Below are 17699 nucleotides of genomic sequence, written 5' to 3' on the forward strand. Positions count from 1 at the left end.
CCCTCCCCCGTTCCCGGAGGCCGGCGCCGCTCGGACGGGCGTTCAGCCCTGCCAGCCGGCGTCGCCGATCCAGCGCAGGGCGGAGAGCGAGGGCATGAACATGTATTCGCCGCCGCGCAGCCGGTTGAAGGTCGTCACCCCGTCCACCCGGCGCCGGACCGGGCTGGCGGGGATGGTGAAGGTGCCCGGCGCCTCGTGCAGGCCGACGACGGGATCGCGCTCCTCGCCGAGGTCGATGAAATTGCCGCGGTTGATCCATTCCTGCTGGAGGAACTCGATCGTGTCGTAGGCGCGGGCGCTGATGAAGATGAAGTAGATGCCGCGATCCGCCGCCGCGTCGTCGTCGGCGGTGACGTCCGCGCTCCATTTCGGCCCGAAGGTCGAGGAGCGGCGGATGATGCGGTGGATGTTGACGTCGGTCAGGATGGTGAGCTGGCCGTCGCGCGGGTTGAGCCGGCGCATGTGCGAGGCGTGCGGGCAGACCAGGCCGCGCGGGTCGCCGGCGAAGTCGAAGGCGTTGTTGCGCCGCGGATCGCCGCCGAGCGCGGGATCGTCGTGCTCGGGCGCGAGGGGGAGCGGCGCGCCGCTGCGCCAGCGGCCGACCATCTGCGCCGCCAGCCTCTCCTGCGCCGCCGGCTCCGGGGCGTGGGCGCGGACGAAGTCGTTGAAGGCGCCGACGCGGCTCTGGTACTTGCGCAGCACCACGAAGGAGCCGTTGCGGCCGAGCGCGGCCGGCTCCGGCATGGCGAGCGGCGCGCCGGTCTCGCTGTTCTCGCCGAGGATGAACTCGCCGGCGGCGATGGCGCGCTCCTGCCCCGGCTGTGGCTCGACGCCGCTGCCCGCGACCGTCGGCTGCGAGATGGAATCGCGGAAGCCGAAGGGGTTCTTCGCGTCCACGTCGGCGCCGAAGCGGTGCGTGCCGACCAGGGTGACGCCGTGCGAGCGGTCGAACTCCCCCATCGCCCGGCCGATCGCCGCGTCGAGCGCCGCGTCGTCGCGCGCGTAGATGGTCAGCGCGATGTGGCAGGTGCCGGGGCGGAAGGCATCCTCCCAGTGCGCCGGCGCGTTCTCGCCGACATCGCGCAGTTGCTCGGCGCGGCCGGCCATGCCCTGGCGGAAGGCGACCGGGAAGCTCGCGAGCGAGGCTTCGGGCACGCCCAGCGCCGCGAGGCCGGTATGGCTGATGGCGACGCCGGTCCAGGCCTCCAGCTCGCCGGTCCAGTCGGCGGCGGCGGGGATGTGCGGCGCGAGGCGGCGGACCAGGTCGCGCCCGCCCGCCGCCTCGTCCACGTGCAGCATGGCGTGGAGGCCGACATAGGGCTCGGGGCGCGAGCGCAGGATCAGCGCCTGGATGTCGTCCAGCGCCAGCGTCGCCCGGTCGCGGCGGAAGCGCGCGGCGAGGTCGGAGAGGATGCCCATCTCAGTAGTCCACGCCCTCGGGCTGCGCGATCGCGCGGCTCAGCGTCTCCAGCGCGGCGCGCGTCGCCGGGTCCATCGCGGCGTTGGCGGCCATCGCGTCGAGGAAGGCGTTCAGTGCCTTCTCCGTCCGCTGGTAGCGGCGCACGTCCACCACCGTCACCTGCGGGTTGGCGACGAACCAGCCGGCGGCGTCGATCTGGTGGCCGGCGATGAAGTCCTTCACCGTCGGGCTGCCGATCCCGGGCCAGCCCTCCACATTCGCGAAGAGCAGGTCCATCAGCCCGGGGATCTTGGTCGCGAAGTCGTTGATGTAGGTGTCCCAGTCGCCGTCATAGGTGGTGGCGAACAGGATGCGCGTGTCGTCGTCGAAGAAGACGAAGCGCATGTCGTGCAGGGTGGAGACGCGCTGGGCGCCGTCCATGTTGCCGTCGGTCAGGTCGAAGATGCGGCGCAGCCGGTCCGCGCCGCCGGGCTTGAGCGTCGCGATCGCGGTCAGCTCGGAGACGTTGCCGGACTGCTTGCCGGCGCGCCCGGCCTTGCGTGCGCTGCCCTTGTAGTCCGGGTTGTGGTCGCGGACCATCGCCTCCAGCGCGATCCTCGCGAGCTGCGGCACGTCCTGCGCCAGCTCGGCGACGCGGCGGCGGATCTCCGCCAGCCGGGTCTCGTCGGCGAGCCTCGGGTCCTTCGACTGGGTCATGGCGCGCTCCTCAATCGGGAATCTCGTCGAGCCGGCTCGGCTCGGCCCTGGGTCGGTCGTTCATGGCGTGGCGGAAGCGGCTCGACCGGTCGTAGGCCGCGCGGCGGATGCGCATGATGCCGCCCAGCGGCCGGTGCGCCGCGATGCCGTTCCAGGGGTTGAAGGAGAGCAGGTCGTCGCCGCAGACCTGCCGCCCCGGCGTGTAGGCCGCCTGCGGCCCGAAGCGCAGCGTGGCGACCGGGCGGTGCGGCGACAGCGCCTCGTCCCAGGGCACGGCCGCGTCCTCGACCGGCATCGCATCGGCATCGACGCAGAGCTGCGCCCGCAGCGTGTACGCGGCGCCGTGCCGCTCGAAGAAGGCGCCGATCGCGTCGCGCATGGTCGAGTGGCGGACATCCTCGACCGGCTGGCCGGTCAGCGCCCGGACCTCCGGCGAGGCCGGGGCCAGGGACAGCTTGGCGACGTGCTCGCCGAAGCGCAGCGCGCCCTGGGTGTGGTAGGTCTCGCCCAGCGGGTGGTGGTTGTCGCGCGCCAGCCCGTCCAGCGTGGCGCCCGGGGTGCCGCCCAGCGCCTCCACCGCCTCCTTCGCGCCGCGCGCGACGCCGGCGACGAGGCGCTGGACGATGTCCGGGGCGTGCGAATTCGCCTCCAGCACGCCGAGCAGCACCTGGTACCGGGCAACCGTGCCGAAGGCGAGGGTCGGGAAGTTGACCATCAGGAAGTCCTGGTTCGCGCCGCCGATCTCCGGCGAGAGACGCTCCCCGGGCACGCCGAGCACCTTGATCGCGAAGCCGCGCGGCGCCGGGATGGCATCGGAATGGATGTCGCCGGGCGCGGAGGAGAGGCGGGCGGCCACCTCATAGGTCGCCGGCGCCGCGAACAGGCCCTGGCGCAGCGCGGGCGGCAGGCCGTCATGCACGGTCAACGTGCCCTTCAGCACCGCGTGGGATTTCGCGTGGGCATCGCGGATGGCATGACGGTGCCGCTCGAAGGCGCACCGGCTGGCCGCCCCCATCCGCGCGACGATCTCGTCCGTGAGGCGTGCCTCGTCCTCGGGGATGCGTTCGATATCGGGATGGAAACGGATCGGCTCCACGTCGCTCGCCTCGATGTTGCCGGCTCGATGCGGCGCGCGCCGCGTTGTGGCGTCCGCCCGGGCAGGCGGGCGGTCGGGATATCAAGTGATATCCGGTTGGAAGGTTCCCGATGGACAGTGCGAACAGAGCCGAGGCGGCGGCATACCGGACGCGGGCGGAAAGCCAGGCGGCGACGCGGGAGCGGCTTCTCGCCGCCGCCGCGCGCCTGATCGTGACGGAATCGATCCCCGGCCTCTCGCTGCGCCGGCTCTGCGTGGAAGCCGGCTTCACCCAGGGGGCCTTCTACTCGAACTTCGCGGGTAAGGAGGCGCTGCTGCTGGAGGTGATGGAGCGGCACCTGGCGGCGCAGCAGGCCGATCTGGCGGCGGTCGCGGCCTCGCTGCGCGACGCGGATGCCGAACGCAGCTTCGCCACCCTCGCCGGCTGGCTGCGGGATCTCGGCGCCCGGCGCGAATGGGCGACGCTGGCGCTGGAACTGCGTCTGCATGCCCAGCGCGACCCGGCCTTCGCGGCGCGGCTGCGGGTCGCGGAGGCGCGGGTCACGGCCGGCTTCGCCGGGCTTCTGGAGGGGCTGGCGGACCGGCTGGGGTTGCGGCCTGCCCTGCCGGCGACGACCCTGGCGGAGACGCTGCTCGGCCTGTGGTACGCGGTGGTGCTGCGCGATGGCGGGGACGCGATGCCGGAGGCGGTCTTCGTCGCGGTGCTGCGCCGGATGCTGGAACCGGCGGCGGGCTAGACCCGTTCCGGCCTGACTGTATCAGGCCGGAACGGGTCTAACCTTCTGGTCTTTCGCATTTTCCGGGTCGCTGGGTGAGTACACCCAGCTTGAAAATGCTCTAGGCGGATCGCCGTCGGGCGGACACGCCCGGCGGCGTGAATTCGCGCCGGGAACAACGCGCGACAGCGAACCGCAGTCCCAACCGGACCGCGGTTCGCTGTAGGGACCTGCCGCCCCGGGCCGGTGGGCGCGGCCGGTCCGTGTCGGGAGGGCCGGGGGAGGCGGATCAGCCCTCCGGCGCCAGCGCCTCCAGCGTGTCGGCGAGGCCCTGCGTCTGGGCCGGCGACAGGCCGGCGGTGATCCGCCGCTCATGCGCGAGAAGCACCGGCCGCAGCGTCGCCAGCGCCGCCGCCCCGGCCGGCGTCGCCCACAGGCCGAGGCTGCGCCGGTCCGGCCCGGGGCGGCGCTCCAGCAGGCCCTTCGCCGCCAGCAGGTCGAGCAGCGGCGCGGCGCGGGAGCGGCCATGCCCCATTGCCTCGGCCAGCCGGCTCGGGGCGATGCCGGGATTGGCGGCGGCGATGGACAGGGCGGCCAGCAGCGGCGGGGTGAAGCCGTGCGGCAGCAGCGCCGCCTCCAGGTCGCGGATCATGCGGCGATAGGCGCGCTTGAGGCCATAGGACACGGTGCCGGCGAGCGGGCCATGGCCGATCGGCGCGGCCGCGGCCGGATCGGCGGCGTCCGATCCGGTGCGGGGCTCCCTGGCGGGGTCCCCGGCGGGGTCCATGGGCGGGCCGTCGGAATCGTTCAACGATTGAACATTTCGGGACACGTGGGCATTGTTCGGCAAAATCGCGCCGCGGCAAGCCGCGGGGCGTCAGGCGGCGGGAGGCGTCCATGCAGGTGATCGTGTCGGGCGGCGGGATCGGCGGGCTGACCCTGGCGCTCGCCCTGCACCAGGCGGGGATCGGGGTTGAGGTGCACGAGGCGGTGGCGGTGCCGAAGCCGCTCGGCGTCGGCATCAACCTGCTGCCCCATGCGGTGCGCGAGCTGACGGAGCTGGGGCTGGGCGAGCGGGTGCTGGCCGCCGGCGTGCCGACGCGCGAGCTGCTCTACGCCACGAAGCGGGGCGAGGAGGTGTGGCGCGAGGATCGCGGCCTCGCCGCCGGCTATCGCTGGCCGCAGGTGAGCATCCATCGCGGCGTGCTGTTCATGCTGCTGCTGGAGGCGGCGCGGGAGCGGTTGGGGAATGCGATCCGGCTCGGCTCGCGCGGGATCGGGGCGGAATCCGATGCGCAGGGCGCGACGCTGCGGCTGGAAGGCGGCGGGGAGGCGCGCGGCGACGTGGTGGTGGCGGCGGACGGCATCCACAGCGCGATCCGCGCCGCCTGGCACCCGGCGGAGGGCGCGCCGCGCTGGAACGGCAACCTGATGTGGCGCGCCGTTTCCGAACATCCCGGCTACCTGACCGGGCGGACCATGGTGCAGGCGGGCCGGAGCGACCTGAAATTCGTCTGCTACCCGATCCGCGAGGCGACGGCGGAGCGGCCGGCGCTGGTCAACTGGATCGCCGAGAAGCGCATGCCCGAGGGGATGCACTGGGCGCGGGAAGACTGGAACCGGCGCGGGCGGATCGAGGATTTCCTGCCGGACTTCGCCGGCTGGGAATGGGGCTGGCTTTCCGTCCCCTCGCTGATCCGGGCGACGGAGGCGGTGTACGAGTTCCCGATGGTCGACCGCGACCCGCTGCCGGCCTGGAAGCGCGGGCGGGTGACGCTGCTGGGGGATGCGGCGCATCCGATGTACCCGATCGGCTCGAACGGCGCCTCGCAGGGCATCCTGGACGCGCGGACCCTCGCCTTCCACCTGGCGACCGAGGGCGAGGCCGTGGCGGGGCTGCGGGCCTACGAGGCGGCACGGCGGCCGGCGACCTCGGCGCTGGTGCAGGCGGCGCGGGCGCAGGGGCCGGACCTGGTGCTGGACCTGGCCGCGCAGCGTGCACCGGACGGCTTCGCCGCCCTGGGCGGGCGCGAGGCGGTGTTGCCGCTGGCGGAACTGACGGCGATCTCGCAAGGCTACAAGCGCAAGGCGGGGTTCGACCCGGCGCTGCTCAACGCGCGGGAGAGCCTTTCGGCGCGGCTGCGTTCCACGGCCGGCTAGAGCATTTTCAAGCTGAGCGTCCTCGCTCAGCGGCTCGGAAAATGCGAAAAATCAAAAGGCTAGAGCCGTTCCGGCCTGATACAGTCAGGCTGGATCGGCTCTAGTGCGGATCGCCGGCGGGCGGACACGCCCGGCGGCGTGAATCCGCGCCGGGAACAACGAGCTGCAGCGAACCGCAGTGGTGCTGCCGTGGTGCCGGAGGCCGGCCGCATCGCCACCGAGGTGGCGATCCCGCCGGAACGGCCGCGCCGCCGTGCCGGCGCCGAATTCGCCGCGCTGCGCGCGCCTGCTCGACGCCCTCGGCGTCGAGGAGGACGGCCATGCGCTGGCGGCGAGAACGGGCGACGAGAACGGGCTTGCGCCATGATAGATGATATGCGATCTAATGGTCATGCACCGGTTTCCGCCGAATCCCTGGGCCGATCTCGGGCCCAAGCTGATGGCCGTCGCCCAGTCCTGGCGACGGGTGATCGCGCAGGCGCTGGCGGATGAGGGCCTGTCGGACGCGTCGGCCCTGCCGCTCGCGCTGCTGCTGCGCGAGGGGGACGGCATCCGCCAGGGCGAGCTCGCCGAGCGCCTGGGGCTCGAAGGCACCTCGGTGGTGCGCGTGCTCGACAATCTGGAACGCGATGGGCTGATCCACCGGCAGGAGGACCCGCGCGACCGCCGGGCGAAGCAGGTCTTCCTGACCGAGGACGGCCGCAGGCTCGCGCGCCGCACGCAGAACACCTTCGCCGCGCTGCGCCGGGAGCTGCTGGCGGAGGCGCAGCCGGCCGATCTCGAGGCGACGATGCGCGTCCTCGGGATCCTCACCGGAACGCTGGCGGTGCGGCTGGAACGGCGGAAGGGCTGATGGGCGGGCAAGCGGGGCCGAGCGCCGCCGACATCGTCTTCTCGGTGAAGACCTTCGTCGCGGCGATGCTCGCCTACTGGATCGCGCTCCGCTTCGATCTGTCACGGCCGTTCTGGGCGGTCGGGACCGTCTACATCATCGCGCACCCGCTGGCGGGGGCGATCACCTCGAAGGCGGTCTACCGGCTGCTCGGCACCGTCATCGGCGGCGTCATGACCGTCATCCTGGTGCCCAACCTCGTGAACGCGCCGGAGCTGCTTTCCTTCGCCATCGCCGCCTGGGTCGGGCTCTGCGTCTTCGTCAGCCTGCTCGACCGGACGCCGCGCAGCTACGTCTTCCTGCTCGGCGGCTACACCGTGCTGCTCGCCGGCCTGCCGCTCGTCACCGCGCCGGAGAACGCCTTCGACACCGCCGTCTCGCGCGTCGAGGAGATCGGGCTGGGCATCATCTGCGCCGCGCTGGTCAGCCGCGTCGTGTTCCCGCGGCATGCCGGGCCGGTGCTCACGGCGCGGGTCGATGGCTGGCTCGGCAACGCGGCGCGGCTGGCCCGGGACGCGCTGCTCGGCGAGCGGCAGGCCGGCGACGCGGTCCGCGAGCGGCGGCGCCTCGCGGCGGACGCGGTCGACATGCGCGCCTTCGCCACCCATGTCGGCTACGACACCGCCGGCAGCCCCGCGATGGCCGATCTGCTGCGGGCCCTGCAGCAGCGGATGATCCTGCTGCTGCCGCTGGTCTCGGCGATCGAGGATCATGTCGCGGGCCTGCGGCGGGACGGCGCGCTGGACGCGGCGACGCTCGCGGTGCTGCGGGAAGCCGCCGACTGGCTGGCGGCCGGGGAGGCTTCCGAGGCGGCGGCGGAGCGGCTGCAAGGGTCGATCGACCGCCTGGAGGCGGCCGGGGCGGCGCACCCGGCCTGGGCCGGGCTGCTGCTGGCCAACCTGGCGCGCCGGCTGCGCGACCTCGTCGCGCTCTGGCAGGACTGCCGCGCCCTGCGCGCCGACCTCGCCAGCGGCGCGATGCGCTCGCCGCGCGCCCGGCGCGCCGTCGCGGCAACGGGCAGGCCGGACCTGCATCTCGATGTCGGCATGGCGGCGCTTTCCGGCTTCGCCACCACGCTGGCGGTCCTCATCGGCTGCGTCCTCTGGATCGCGACCGGCTGGGCCGACGGCGTCACGGTGCCCCAGATCGCCGGCGTCTTCTGCTGCCTGCTGGCGGGCATGGACGACCCGGTGCCGGCGATGCGCAAATTCATGGTGTTCGTGCTCCTGGCGGCGGCGGTCTCCTTCGTCTACCAGTTCGCGGTCTTCCCCATGGTGGACAGCTTCCTGCCGCTCGCGGCCTCGCTCGGCGTGCTGCTGATCCCGGCCGGCGTGCTCCTCGCCATCCCGGCGCGCTACCTCGTCGGCATGAGCATATGCGTCAACGTGCCGTTCATGCTGACGCTGCAATCCCGCCTGACCCTGGACGCCGCCGCCTTCCTCAACGGCAACATCGCGCTCGTCCTGGCGATCATGCTCGCCATGCTCACCGCCTCGCTGGTGCGTTCGGTGGGGGCGGCGGCGAGCGCGCGGCGGCTGCTGCATGTCGGCTGGGCCCGGATCGCCGAGGCCGCCTCCCGCCGGCGGCCACCCGACCATGCCCGGTTGCAGCAGCGGCTGCTCGATACGCTCGGCCTCCTCGCGCCCCGCCTCGCCGCCGCCACGCGGGAATCCGATCTCCTGGCCAGCGACCTCCTGCGCGATCTCAGGGCCGGCCTCAACATCACGACGCTGCAGCGCGAGCGGCGGCAGCTTCCCGGCCCGCCGGGCGCCCGCATCGACGCGCTGCTCGCGCAGCTCGCCGACCACTATCGCGGCGCCAGGGCGGTGACCGGCGCCGGCCTGGCCGAGCTCGTGGAGGCCGTCGACGCCTGCCTCGCGGCCGTCGCGGCGCATGCCGGCAGGCCCGCGCGGGAAGCGGTCCTCACGCTGGCGGGGCTGCGGCAGGCGCTCGACCCGGCAGCGCCGGCGCCGCGGTACCGCGAGGCCCTCGCGGGGAGGCAGGCGGCATGATGCAGGAGATCGACCTCCACGGCGTCTTCATCCCGACCTTCGGCGTGCTCGCCCTCGCGGCGTTCATGGCGCTCGCGGCGCTGCGCCGGCTCCTGCACGCCGTCGGGTTCTACCGCCTCGTCTGGCATCCGCCGCTGTTCAACCTCGCCCTCTACACCTGCCTGCTCGGTGCGCTGGTCATGCTGGCGCGGGGAGTGCCACGATGAAGCGTCTCGCCGCGTCGTCCGGCCGTCTGCTGCTGACCGCGACCATGGTCGGCTGCGCGTTCCTGTTCGGCCGCCACATGTGGGAATACTACATGGAGGCGCCCTGGACCCGCGACGGCCGGGTGCGCGCCGAGGTCGTCCGCCTCGCCCCCGACGTTTCCGGCCTCGTGGGCGAGGTGCTGGTCGAGGACAACCAGCGCGTGCAGGCGGGCGACGTACTGTTCCGGATCGATCCGCGGCGCTTCGAGCTCGCGCTGCGGCAGGCGGAATCCAGCCTCGTCGACCGGCGCGCCGCCCTGGAGATGGCGCTGCGCGACCGCGACCGTGCCCGGCAATTGATGAACGTCGCGGTCAGCCAGCAGGGGCGCGAGCGGGCGGAGACGTCGGTGACGCAGGCGCAGGCGGCCTATGAGCGGGCGCTGGCCGACCGCGACGTGGCACGGCTCAACCTCGAGCGGGCGACCGTCAGGGCCCCGGTCGGCGGCAAGATCACCAATCTCCACCTCCGCCGGGGCGACTACGTCGCGGCGGGCGGGGCGGTCACGGCCCTGGTCGATCAGGAAAGCTTCCACGTCCTCGGCTATTTCGAGGAGACCAAGCTCGGCCGGATCCATGTGGGCGATCCGGCGCGCATCACCATCATGGGCGAGGACGGCACGATCGAGGGCAGGGTTGCGGGCATCGCCGGCGGCATCGAGGACCGCGAACGCGCGGACACGGCCAGCCTGCTCGCCAATGTCACGCCGACCTTCAGCTGGGTCCGCCTCGCGCAGCGCGTGCCGGTGCGCATCTCGCTCGCCGGCGACCGGGCGGATGGCCGTCTGATCGCCGGCCGCACCGTCACGGTGGAGATCCTCGGCACGTCGCCGCCACGGGCGCCGTGATCGCCCGATAGGACTTCCCGCCGACGGAAGCTGTCTCCCGGGGCTGGAAAGGCGACGCGCGGCGCGGATTTCCCAGGCGCCCGGGTTTGCCGCCCGGCACCCTCCTGACCGGCGCGGGCCGGCATCGCGCGCGCGGCTGGCGGGGCGGCCGGAGAGGGAGAGGCGCGCGGGGGCGCTTCTCCCTTGCCTCAGCGCGGCGCCAGCAGGTCGGCGTGGTAGCGTTGCGCCACGTCCGGGTGCGAGCGCAGCCGGCCCTTGAGGTAGTTCTGCCCGACCTCGCGGAACAGCGGGTTCTCCGGGTCGCTCGCCGGCCCCTTCGCCTCGGCCGCGAGCGCCGGCGGCAATTGCAGCAGCGGCACCGTCGCATCCAGCCGCGCGCCGAGGAAGAAGGCGACGGACAGCCGTTCCGTGCCCGGGGCCGGGCTGACCACGCGGTGGATGGTGGCACGCAGATAGCCGTTCGAGGCCAGTTCCAGCAGCTCGCCGATGTTCACCACGAAGGTGCCGGGGATCGGATCGGCCTCGATCCAGCACCCGTCCTCCGCCTGCACCTGCAGGCCCCGGTGCTCGTCCTGCAGCAGCAGCGTCAGCAGCCCGCTGTCCTTGTGCGCGCCGACGCCCTGGTCGGAGCGCGCGCCCTCCACGCCGGGATAGCGGATCAGCTTCATGGTCTGGTTCGGCCGGTCGGCGTAGATCGCGGCCAGGGCCTCGGCCGGCTGTTCCAGCGATTCCACCAGCGCCGAGACGACCCGCGTCGCCACCTCGGTCAGCCGCGCCTGCCAGCGCAGCAGCACCGGCCGCAGCTCGGGCAGCGCCTCGGGCCAGAGGTTCGGGCCCTGCAGCCGGGTCCAGGCCGGCGCGTCCGGCGTGCGCGGCAACGCCTCGCGCTCCGAGTGGATGTCGAACTGCTCGCGCCAGTCCTCGCGGCCGCGCGTCAGCTCCAGCCCGGCCTGGTTGTAGCCGCGGAAGTGCGGCGAGTGGATCATCTGCACCTTGCGCTTCTCCGCCTCCGGCAGCGCGAAGAAGCGGCGGGAGATGGCGAGCACCGTGTCCATCTCGTCGCGATCGATGCCGTGGCCGGCGAGGTAGAAGAAGCCGATGTCGCGCGCCGTGGCGCGCAGCCGGCGCAGGAAGTCGGCGCGGTCGGCGGTCAGGTCATCGAGATCGAGGACCGGCAGGGCGGGCTTGCTCAAGGTGAGGCTCATGGGGTTCGTCCGTGTGGGTCGCGATCGGCGGGGAGGTGGTGGAAACGCCCAAGGAGGGCGCTGCCCTCCTTGGATCCTCCCGCCAGGAACCTCAGGTTCCTGGACCTCCGCCGGCGTTTGCGTTCAGGCCGCCTCGGCGAGGCGGGCGGCATCCAGCGCCTGATCCAGATCGGCCAGGATGTCGTCGATGTGCTCGATGCCGATGGAGAGACGCACATAGCCGGGTGTCACGCCCGTGGCCGCCTGCTCCGCCGGGGAAAGCTGCGAATGCGTGGTCGTCGCCGGGTGGATGGCGAGCGAGCGCGCATCGCCGATGTTCGCGACGTGGTAGAGCAGGCGCAGCGCGTCGATGAAGCGCGCCCCCGCCGCCGCACCGCCGCGCAGCTCGAACCCGACGAGGCCGCCGAAGCCGCCGCGCAGCACCCGCTCCGCCCGCAGCCGTGCCTCGCCGATCTGCAGCGAGGGATGGATGACGCGGCGCACCTCCGGGTGGTGCGACAGCCAGGCGGCGACGGTGGCGGCGTTGGCCGAATGCCGCTCGATGCGCAGCGGCAGCGTCTCGATGCCCTGGAGGATCTGGAAGGCGTTGAAGGGCGAGAGCGGCGCGCCGAGGTCGCGCTGCAGGGTCGACCGCACCGCCGCGATGTAGGGGCCGAGGCCGAGGCGCGGCGCGTGCTCCACCCAGACCGCGCCGTGATAGGAGGGGTCGGGGCGGTTCAGCACCGGCTGCCGCGCCGGGAAGGCGGCCCAGTCGAAATTGCCGCCATCGACGATGAGGCCGCCGATCGAGGTGCCGTGCCCGCCGAGATACTTGGTGGCCGAGTACACCACCACCGCCGCGCCGTGGTCGAGCGGCCGCGCCAGCACCGGCGCCGCCGTGTTGTCCACGATCAGCGGGATGCCGAGCGGCCGGCCGATCGCCGCCACCTCGGCGATCGGGAACACCTCCAGCTTCGGGTTGGGCAGGGTCTCGGCGTAGTAGGCGCGGGTGCGGTCGTCGGTGGCGCGGCGGAAGCCCTCCGGGTCCGCCGGATCGACGAAGCGAACCTCGATGCCCTGCCGCCGCAGCGTGTTGGCGAGCAGGTTCCAGGTGCCGCCATAGAGGTCGGTGGAGGAGACGACGTTGTCGCCCGCCTCCGCCAGCCCGAGCAGCGAGAAGGCCGAGGCCGCCTGCCCGGAGGCCACGGCCAGCGCGCCGATGCCCCCCTCCAGCGCCGCCACCCGCTGTTCCAGCACGTTGCTGGTCGGGTTGCCGGTGCGCGTGTAGGCGTAGCCGAGCTGCTCCTGCGCGAACAGGCTGCGTGCGTGCTCGGCATCGGCGAACTGGTAGGAGGTGGTCTGGTAGATCGGCACCGCCACGGCACCGGTGGCCGGATCGGCCCGCCAGCCCGCATGCAGCGCCAGGGTCTCGGGGCGTTGCCCTTGCTCGCTCATCGTCCGTCTCCCGTTCAGCCGGCCAGCGCCTGGGCGAAGCTGAAGTCGAGCGCCCGCGTCACGTCCACGGGGCGTTGCAGCAGGCCGAATTCCACCGCCTGGTCCGCCGCCGCCTGGAACTCCGTGGCGATCGCCCGGTCCAGCACGCCGGGCTGCGTGCGCTCGTTCGCGTAGGCGCGCTCCAGCACCGGCACGGGGATGCGCGTCAGCGCCGAGTTGTAGCGCGCGTATTCCGGAACGTGCGCGTTGGCCCAGCCCCAGCCGTCGCGGAAGCGGCGCAGGAAGTCCTCCAGCAGCGGCCGCTTGTCGCGGATCGCCGCCTCGTGCGCGGAGACGAACATGATCGAGGGCGTCAGGCCGCGCCCGTCCACCAGCACGCGGGCGCCGAATTGCAGCACCTCAAGCGAGATGTACGGGTCCCAGATCGCCCAGGCATCCACCTGGCCGGAGCGGAAGGCGAGCGAGGCGTCGGTGGGCGGCAGGAAGGTGATGGCCGCCTCGTCCGGCCGGATGCCCTCGCGCTTCAGCGCGGCGCGGATCAGGTACTGGCCCCAGCCGCCGCGATTGCCGGCGATGCGCCTGCCGCGCAGCTCCGCCACGGTGCGGATCGGCCCGTCGCCGCGCACCAGGATGCCCTGGCCGGCCGGCGAGGGCCGGCCGACGCCGATCGCCTTCAGCGGCGCCCCGGCGGCGAAGGCGGTGAGGTAGGCGAGGTCGCCCTGGTAGCCGAGATCCAGCGCCCCGGCGTTCAGCGCCTCCAGCAGCGGCGCGGCGGCGGGGAATTCGCTCCATTCGAGGCGGTAGGGCAGGTCCTTCGCGACACCGGAGGCCTCCAGCAGCGAGCGCAGCCCGCCCTTCTGGTTGCCGATGCGCAGCACCGGCTCGGCCGCGCGGAGCAGACCGGGCGCCGCGAGGGTGCCGGCGGTGGCGAGCAGCAGACCCCGTCGCGCGAGGCGCGGGGCGGCGGCATGGTCGGTCATCGTCGGTCTCAGCCTTCCAGGCCGGGCGGGAAGCTGGTGTCCACGGCCTCGGCGACATTGATGCGGCGCGCGATCACGCCGTACTCGGTGGCACGGTCCACGGCGGTCTGGAATTCGCGGATCAGCGCGTCGTCGAGCGGGATCGCCCGGGCATCGTTGACGCGGTAGGCGCGCTCCAGCACCGGCACGGGCAGCCGGATGAGCTGCGCGGTGGAGCGGGCGTATTCCGGGAGGTGGCCGCGCGCCCAGGCCCAGCCGGCGGCGTGGCGGCGGACGAAGTCGGCGAGCAGCGGCCGCTTCTCCCGCAGCGCCGACCGGTTGACGGCGATCAGGCTGGCGCTCGGCGTCAGCCCGTGCGCGTCGGCCAGCACGCGGCCACCGAATTGCAGCACCTCCAGCGAGGTGTAGGGCTCCCAGATCGACCAGGCATCCACCTCGCCGGCGCGGAAGGCCAGCGCCGCGTCGGCCGGCAGCATCCAGGCGATGCGGACCTCCGCCGGGTCGATGCCGGCGTTGCGCAGGATCGCCAGCAGCGAGTAGTGCGTCCAGCCGCCCCGCGCGGCGGCGACGCGCTTGCCGCGCAGGTCGGCCAGGGTGCGAATCGGCCCGTCGCCCCCGGGGGCGCCGCGCACCACGATCGCCTGGCTGGCGCCGTCGGAACGCTGCGCCGCGATCGCCTTGATCGGCGCGCCGGAGGCGTAGACGCTGAAGAAGTTCAGGTCGCCCATCGAGCCGAGATCCACCGCGTCGGCGTTCAGCGCCTCCAGCAGCGGCTGGGCGGCGGGGAATTCGCTCCATTCGATGCGGTAGGTCAGGTCCTGCGCGACGCCGGAGACGTCGAGCAGCGAGCGCAGCCCGCCGCGCTGGTTGCCGACCCGCAGCACCGGCGGCGCGGCGCGGGCGATGGCCGGTGCCGCCAGCAGCGCGCCGGCGGCGAGGAGGGCGGTGCGACGCGGAAGGCGCATGGCCGGCCGCCTCACGCCGCCACCGGCCGGGCCGCGACGCTGACGCGCCCGGCGCCCGCGTCCGCATCCAGCGCGCGCAGCAGCGGGATCAGCTCGCGGCCGTACTCGGCGGCGTCCGGCAGCGGGTCCCAGCCGCGCAGGATGCAGTGGGAGACGCTGATGGCGCGGTAGCGCAGCATGGCGCGCGCCACCTGCTCCGGCGTGCCGACCAGGGCCGTGCTGTTGCCGCGCCCGCCCAGCACGCCGGCCATGGCGGTCCACAGCCGCTCGTCCAGCACCTCGCCACGCCGGGACAGGCCGATCAGGCGCTGCGAATTCACCGCCTGCCCGGCCGCGATCAGCCCCGCCTCGCCGGCGCCGCGCAGCTTCGCCAGGGCGCGCTCGCGGATGTGGTGCGCGCGGTCCCAGGCCTGCTTCTCGGTGGCGCCGAGGATCGGCCGGTTGGACCAGGAGAAGGCGATCGGCCGGCCCTGCGCCGCCGCGCGCACGCGGTCCAGCACCGCCGCGGTGTCGGCCAGCGGCTCGCCGAACAGGGCGTAGACGTCGGCATGCCGCGCCGCCACGCCGAGGGCCGCCTCCGAGGCGCCGCCGAAGAAGATCGGCAGGCTGCCATGGACCGGGCGGATGTCCGACCAGGCGTTCTCGACATGGTAGAATTCGCCCCGGTGGCTGACGGGGGCCGCCGCCGACCAGACCCGGCGGACGACGTCGAGGAACTCGTCGGTGCGGCGATAGCGCGCCGCATGGTCGGCGTGGTCGCCATCCTTGCGCTGGTCGGCATCCTCGCCGCCCGAGATGACGTGCAGGGCGAGCCGGCCGCCGGTCAGTCGGTCCAGGGTGGCGAGCTTGCGCGCCGCCAGGGTCGGCGAGACGAAGCCGGGGCGGTGCGCCAGCAGGAAGCCGATCCGCTTCGCCACCGCGGCCGCGTGGGCGAGCACGAGGAAGCCGTCGGCGGCGTTGGTCCAGTAGCCGGCCAGCACGCGATCGAAGCCGGCATCCTCGTGGGCGCGGGTGATCGCCTCGATGAAGTCGGGCTGGAAGGCCTCGCCGGAGGGTGGCTCCAGGTCGGAGGTCGGGCGCGCCCAGATCATGCCCGTGATGTGCAGGGACATGGGAGAAACCTCGCTGAGATGAAGGATGGAGCGGGATTCAGCCGCGCGCCGTGATGCCGGCCGAGCGGATGGTCTCGCCGAAGCGCTGGCTGGCGGCGTTCAGGCGGGCCGCGAACACCTCGGGCGGCGCCGCGACGATTTCGTAGCCGAGGTCGACCAGCCGATCCCGCACGGCGGGGCTGCGCAGCGCGGCCGCGATCTCCGCGTGGAGCCGGTCCAGCACCGGCTGCGGCGTCCCGGCGGGCGCCAGCAGCCCCTGCCAGCTGTCGACGTCGAAGCCCGGCGCCACCGTCTCGGCGAGGGTCGGCACTTCGGGCAGTGCGGCATCGCGCGCGGCCGTCGTCACGGCGAGCGGCACGAGGCGGCCCTGCCGCACGTACTCGGTCACGGCCGGCAGGGTGATGATGACGGCGTCGAGCTGACCGGCCAGCAGGTCCAGCGCCGCCGGCGCGCCGCCGCGATAGGGGATGTACTCCACCCGCAGCCCGCCGAGCTGGCGGTTCAGCATCTCGCTGATGACGTGCGCGATGCCGCCCCAGCCCGGCAGGCCGAGATTCAGCCGCCCCGGCTGGTCCCGCACGCGCGCCACGTAGTCCTGCACGGTGCGGATGCCGGTGCCGGGATGCGTCACCAGGATCTGCGACGCACGGATCGCCTGCGTGACCGGCGCGAAGGAGGTGCGGACGGCGTAGCCGGCATTCGGCAGCAGCGCCTCCGCCAGCACGATGGAGTCGCCCGTCACCAGCAGCGTGTGGCCGTCGGCCGGGGCACGCGCCACCTGGTTGATGGCGATCACGCCGCCGCCCCCGCCCAGGTTCTCCACCACCACGCTCTGGCCGAGGCGGGCGCCGAGCGCTGGCGCCAGGGTGCGGGCGAGGATGTCCAGGCTGGCCCCGGCCGCCGCCGAGACGACGAAGCGAAGGGTATGGTCGAACGCGGCAGGCTGGCCCGCCTCCGGCTGGGCGCGTGCGGCGGCGGGCCACGGGGCCGCGGCGCCGAACATCAGGACGCGTCGCGTCAGGCGAGGCGAGGCCGGCGGCAGGTCCGGCTTCCGGCCGGGATCGGCGGCGCCGGCGGCAGGCACGGACAGGCGAGGAAAGCGCATGGTGTCAGGTCTTCCCGGAATGGCGCGCCAGTTCGGGCGCGCCGCGTGCGACGTCGGATCGGAAGCGGTCCGGCAAGCCGGTTCAGCGTGGCGGGCTGCCTGGACGGCCGGAAACCGGTCCCGGCGCCTGCCCCTGCCGACAGCACCGGTCGGCACCGCCCGACGGGCAGGGGGACAGCAGGGATGCTCGTGACAGCGATGGGCCAGCCATGGATCGAACCTCTCGGGCTCGGCGCCTGACGACACCGAGAGCCGCATCCGCGCGCATAATTTAGCGTCAGTCAATAGTGTTTATCAAGTTCAACGATTGAATTTCGCTATTTTCGTGGCCGGCGCGGCGATGCGCCGGCGTCCGGCGCCATGATCGAGTGGCCGGCCAACTCCATCGTCCGATCAACGGATTGCGTGTTCGCGCCGCGGCATTCGAGGCGGTCTTCCATCCCGCCCGTCGTTCCCGCCGACGCTGTCCGTCGGGCAGGACGAGCCTTGATCCCGGCCAGTGACCGAATCATCCCCGCCACGGACAGCGCGGGGGACAAATTATCCGATATTCGATCGTTATTGCCGCCGCGCACGATCGCGGTCGTGGTTCATGCCCTGCCGGCCGCCAGCGCACCGCCATGGCCGGGAAGACCCACCCCGTTGCCACGGACGCGCCGGGGCAGCCTGTGCCTGCCGGGCCTCTGTCCCTGCCGCCGCTGACCGCTGCCGGTGGCGGCGTCGCGCGAACCGGGACCCCGGCCACGCCAGGCGGGCCGGAGCGGCCGACCCGGCTCGTCGTCCCTGCCCGGCTGGCGAGCCGGCCGACATCCTCGC

General features: G+C 73.4%; 16 protein-coding genes. 6 read left to right on the forward strand and 10 right to left on the reverse strand.

Annotated elements, in window-relative coordinates:
- Positions 1–42: 42 nt before the first annotated feature.
- From M0638_RS07780 to M0638_RS07790, 3 genes are read right to left on the reverse strand one after another with little or no spacing between them, the layout of a single operon-like run.
- The gene (locus M0638_RS07780; RefSeq protein ID WP_248666402.1) at positions 43–1419 is read right to left on the reverse strand and encodes a Dyp-type peroxidase; all 1377 of its coding nucleotides are present in this window, start codon (positions 1417–1419) and stop codon (positions 43–45) included.
- A 1-nt stretch (position 1420) separates the two neighbouring features.
- Positions 1421–2116, reverse strand: coding sequence for a hypothetical protein (locus tag M0638_RS07785; protein WP_248666403.1), 696 nt, complete (start codon positions 2114–2116; stop codon positions 1421–1423).
- A 10-nt stretch (positions 2117–2126) separates the two neighbouring features.
- Positions 2127–3212 (reverse strand): catalase family protein, encoded by a 1086-nt coding sequence (locus tag M0638_RS07790; RefSeq protein WP_248666404.1) that lies wholly within the window; start codon positions 3210–3212, stop codon positions 2127–2129.
- 110 nt (positions 3213–3322) lie between these two features.
- Between M0638_RS07790 and M0638_RS07795 the strand changes: the two genes are divergently transcribed.
- Positions 3323–3949 carry a TetR/AcrR family transcriptional regulator gene (locus M0638_RS07795; protein WP_248666405.1) on the forward strand — a complete coding sequence of 209 codons (627 nt, stop codon included), beginning with the start codon at positions 3323–3325 and terminating at the stop codon, positions 3947–3949.
- 268 nt (positions 3950–4217) lie between these two features.
- Here M0638_RS07795 and M0638_RS28785 read toward each other — a convergent pair whose 3' ends face one another.
- Complete coding sequence (locus M0638_RS28785) at positions 4218–4739, reverse strand: MarR family winged helix-turn-helix transcriptional regulator (RefSeq protein ID WP_282571903.1); 522 nt, start codon at positions 4737–4739, stop codon at positions 4218–4220.
- Positions 4740–4825: 86 nt separating this feature from the next.
- On the opposite strand from M0638_RS28785, the gene M0638_RS07805 reads away from it, so the two are divergent.
- The 5 genes from M0638_RS07805 to M0638_RS07825 all read left to right on the forward strand — a co-directional run bounded on the left by M0638_RS07805 (position 4826) and on the right by M0638_RS07825 (position 10082).
- Positions 4826–6088 (forward strand): flavin-dependent oxidoreductase, encoded by a 1263-nt coding sequence (locus M0638_RS07805; protein ID WP_248666406.1) that lies wholly within the window; start codon positions 4826–4828, stop codon positions 6086–6088.
- Between the two features lie 391 nt (positions 6089–6479).
- Positions 6480–6941, forward strand: a complete 462-nt coding sequence (locus M0638_RS07810; protein WP_248666407.1) for a MarR family winged helix-turn-helix transcriptional regulator — start codon at positions 6480–6482, stop codon at positions 6939–6941.
- Entirely contained in the window at positions 6941–8992 is a 2052-nt protein-coding gene (locus tag M0638_RS07815) for an FUSC family protein (protein ID WP_248666408.1), read from the forward strand. Before M0638_RS07810 ends, M0638_RS07815 begins: the two co-directional genes overlap by 1 nt.
- A complete protein-coding gene (locus M0638_RS07820; protein WP_248666409.1) occupies positions 8989–9198 on the forward strand; it encodes a DUF1656 domain-containing protein in 210 nt (69 codons plus the stop codon). The genes M0638_RS07815 and M0638_RS07820 overlap by 4 nt, the downstream gene beginning before the upstream one ends.
- Complete coding sequence (locus M0638_RS07825) at positions 9195–10082, forward strand: efflux RND transporter periplasmic adaptor subunit (protein WP_248666410.1); 888 nt, start codon at positions 9195–9197, stop codon at positions 10080–10082. The genes M0638_RS07820 and M0638_RS07825 overlap by 4 nt, the downstream gene beginning before the upstream one ends.
- 188 nt (positions 10083–10270) lie before the next feature.
- Here M0638_RS07825 and M0638_RS07830 read toward each other — a convergent pair whose 3' ends face one another.
- The 6 genes from M0638_RS07830 to M0638_RS07855 all read right to left on the reverse strand — a co-directional run bounded on the left by M0638_RS07830 (position 10271) and on the right by M0638_RS07855 (position 16883).
- A complete protein-coding gene (locus M0638_RS07830) occupies positions 10271–11287 on the reverse strand; it encodes an isopenicillin N synthase family dioxygenase (protein WP_248666411.1) in 1017 nt (338 codons plus the stop codon).
- Positions 11288–11410: 123 nt separating this feature from the next.
- Entirely contained in the window at positions 11411–12721 is a 1311-nt protein-coding gene (locus M0638_RS07835) for an O-acetylhomoserine aminocarboxypropyltransferase/cysteine synthase family protein (RefSeq protein WP_248666412.1), read from the reverse strand.
- 14 nt (positions 12722–12735) lie between these two features.
- On the reverse strand, positions 12736–13701 hold the full coding sequence (locus M0638_RS07840) for an ABC transporter substrate-binding protein (RefSeq protein ID WP_248666413.1): 966 nt from the start codon (positions 13699–13701) through the stop codon (positions 12736–12738).
- A gap of 8 nt (positions 13702–13709) precedes the next feature.
- The gene (locus tag M0638_RS07845) at positions 13710–14666 is read right to left on the reverse strand and encodes an ABC transporter substrate-binding protein (protein ID WP_248666414.1); all 957 of its coding nucleotides are present in this window, start codon (positions 14664–14666) and stop codon (positions 13710–13712) included.
- A gap of 11 nt (positions 14667–14677) precedes the next feature.
- Positions 14678–15778: an LLM class flavin-dependent oxidoreductase gene (locus tag M0638_RS07850; protein ID WP_248666415.1), complete on the reverse strand. Its 1101-nt coding sequence runs from the start codon at positions 15776–15778 to the stop codon at positions 14678–14680.
- Between the two features lie 37 nt (positions 15779–15815).
- Complete coding sequence (locus M0638_RS07855; RefSeq protein WP_248666416.1) at positions 15816–16883, reverse strand: Bug family tripartite tricarboxylate transporter substrate binding protein; 1068 nt, start codon at positions 16881–16883, stop codon at positions 15816–15818.
- Between the last annotated feature and the right edge of the window lie 816 nt (positions 16884–17699).

Source organism: Roseomonas acroporae (genome assembly GCF_023223525.1).
GTDB classification, from domain to species: Bacteria; Pseudomonadota; Alphaproteobacteria; order Acetobacterales; family Acetobacteraceae; genus Roseomonas_E; species Roseomonas_E acroporae.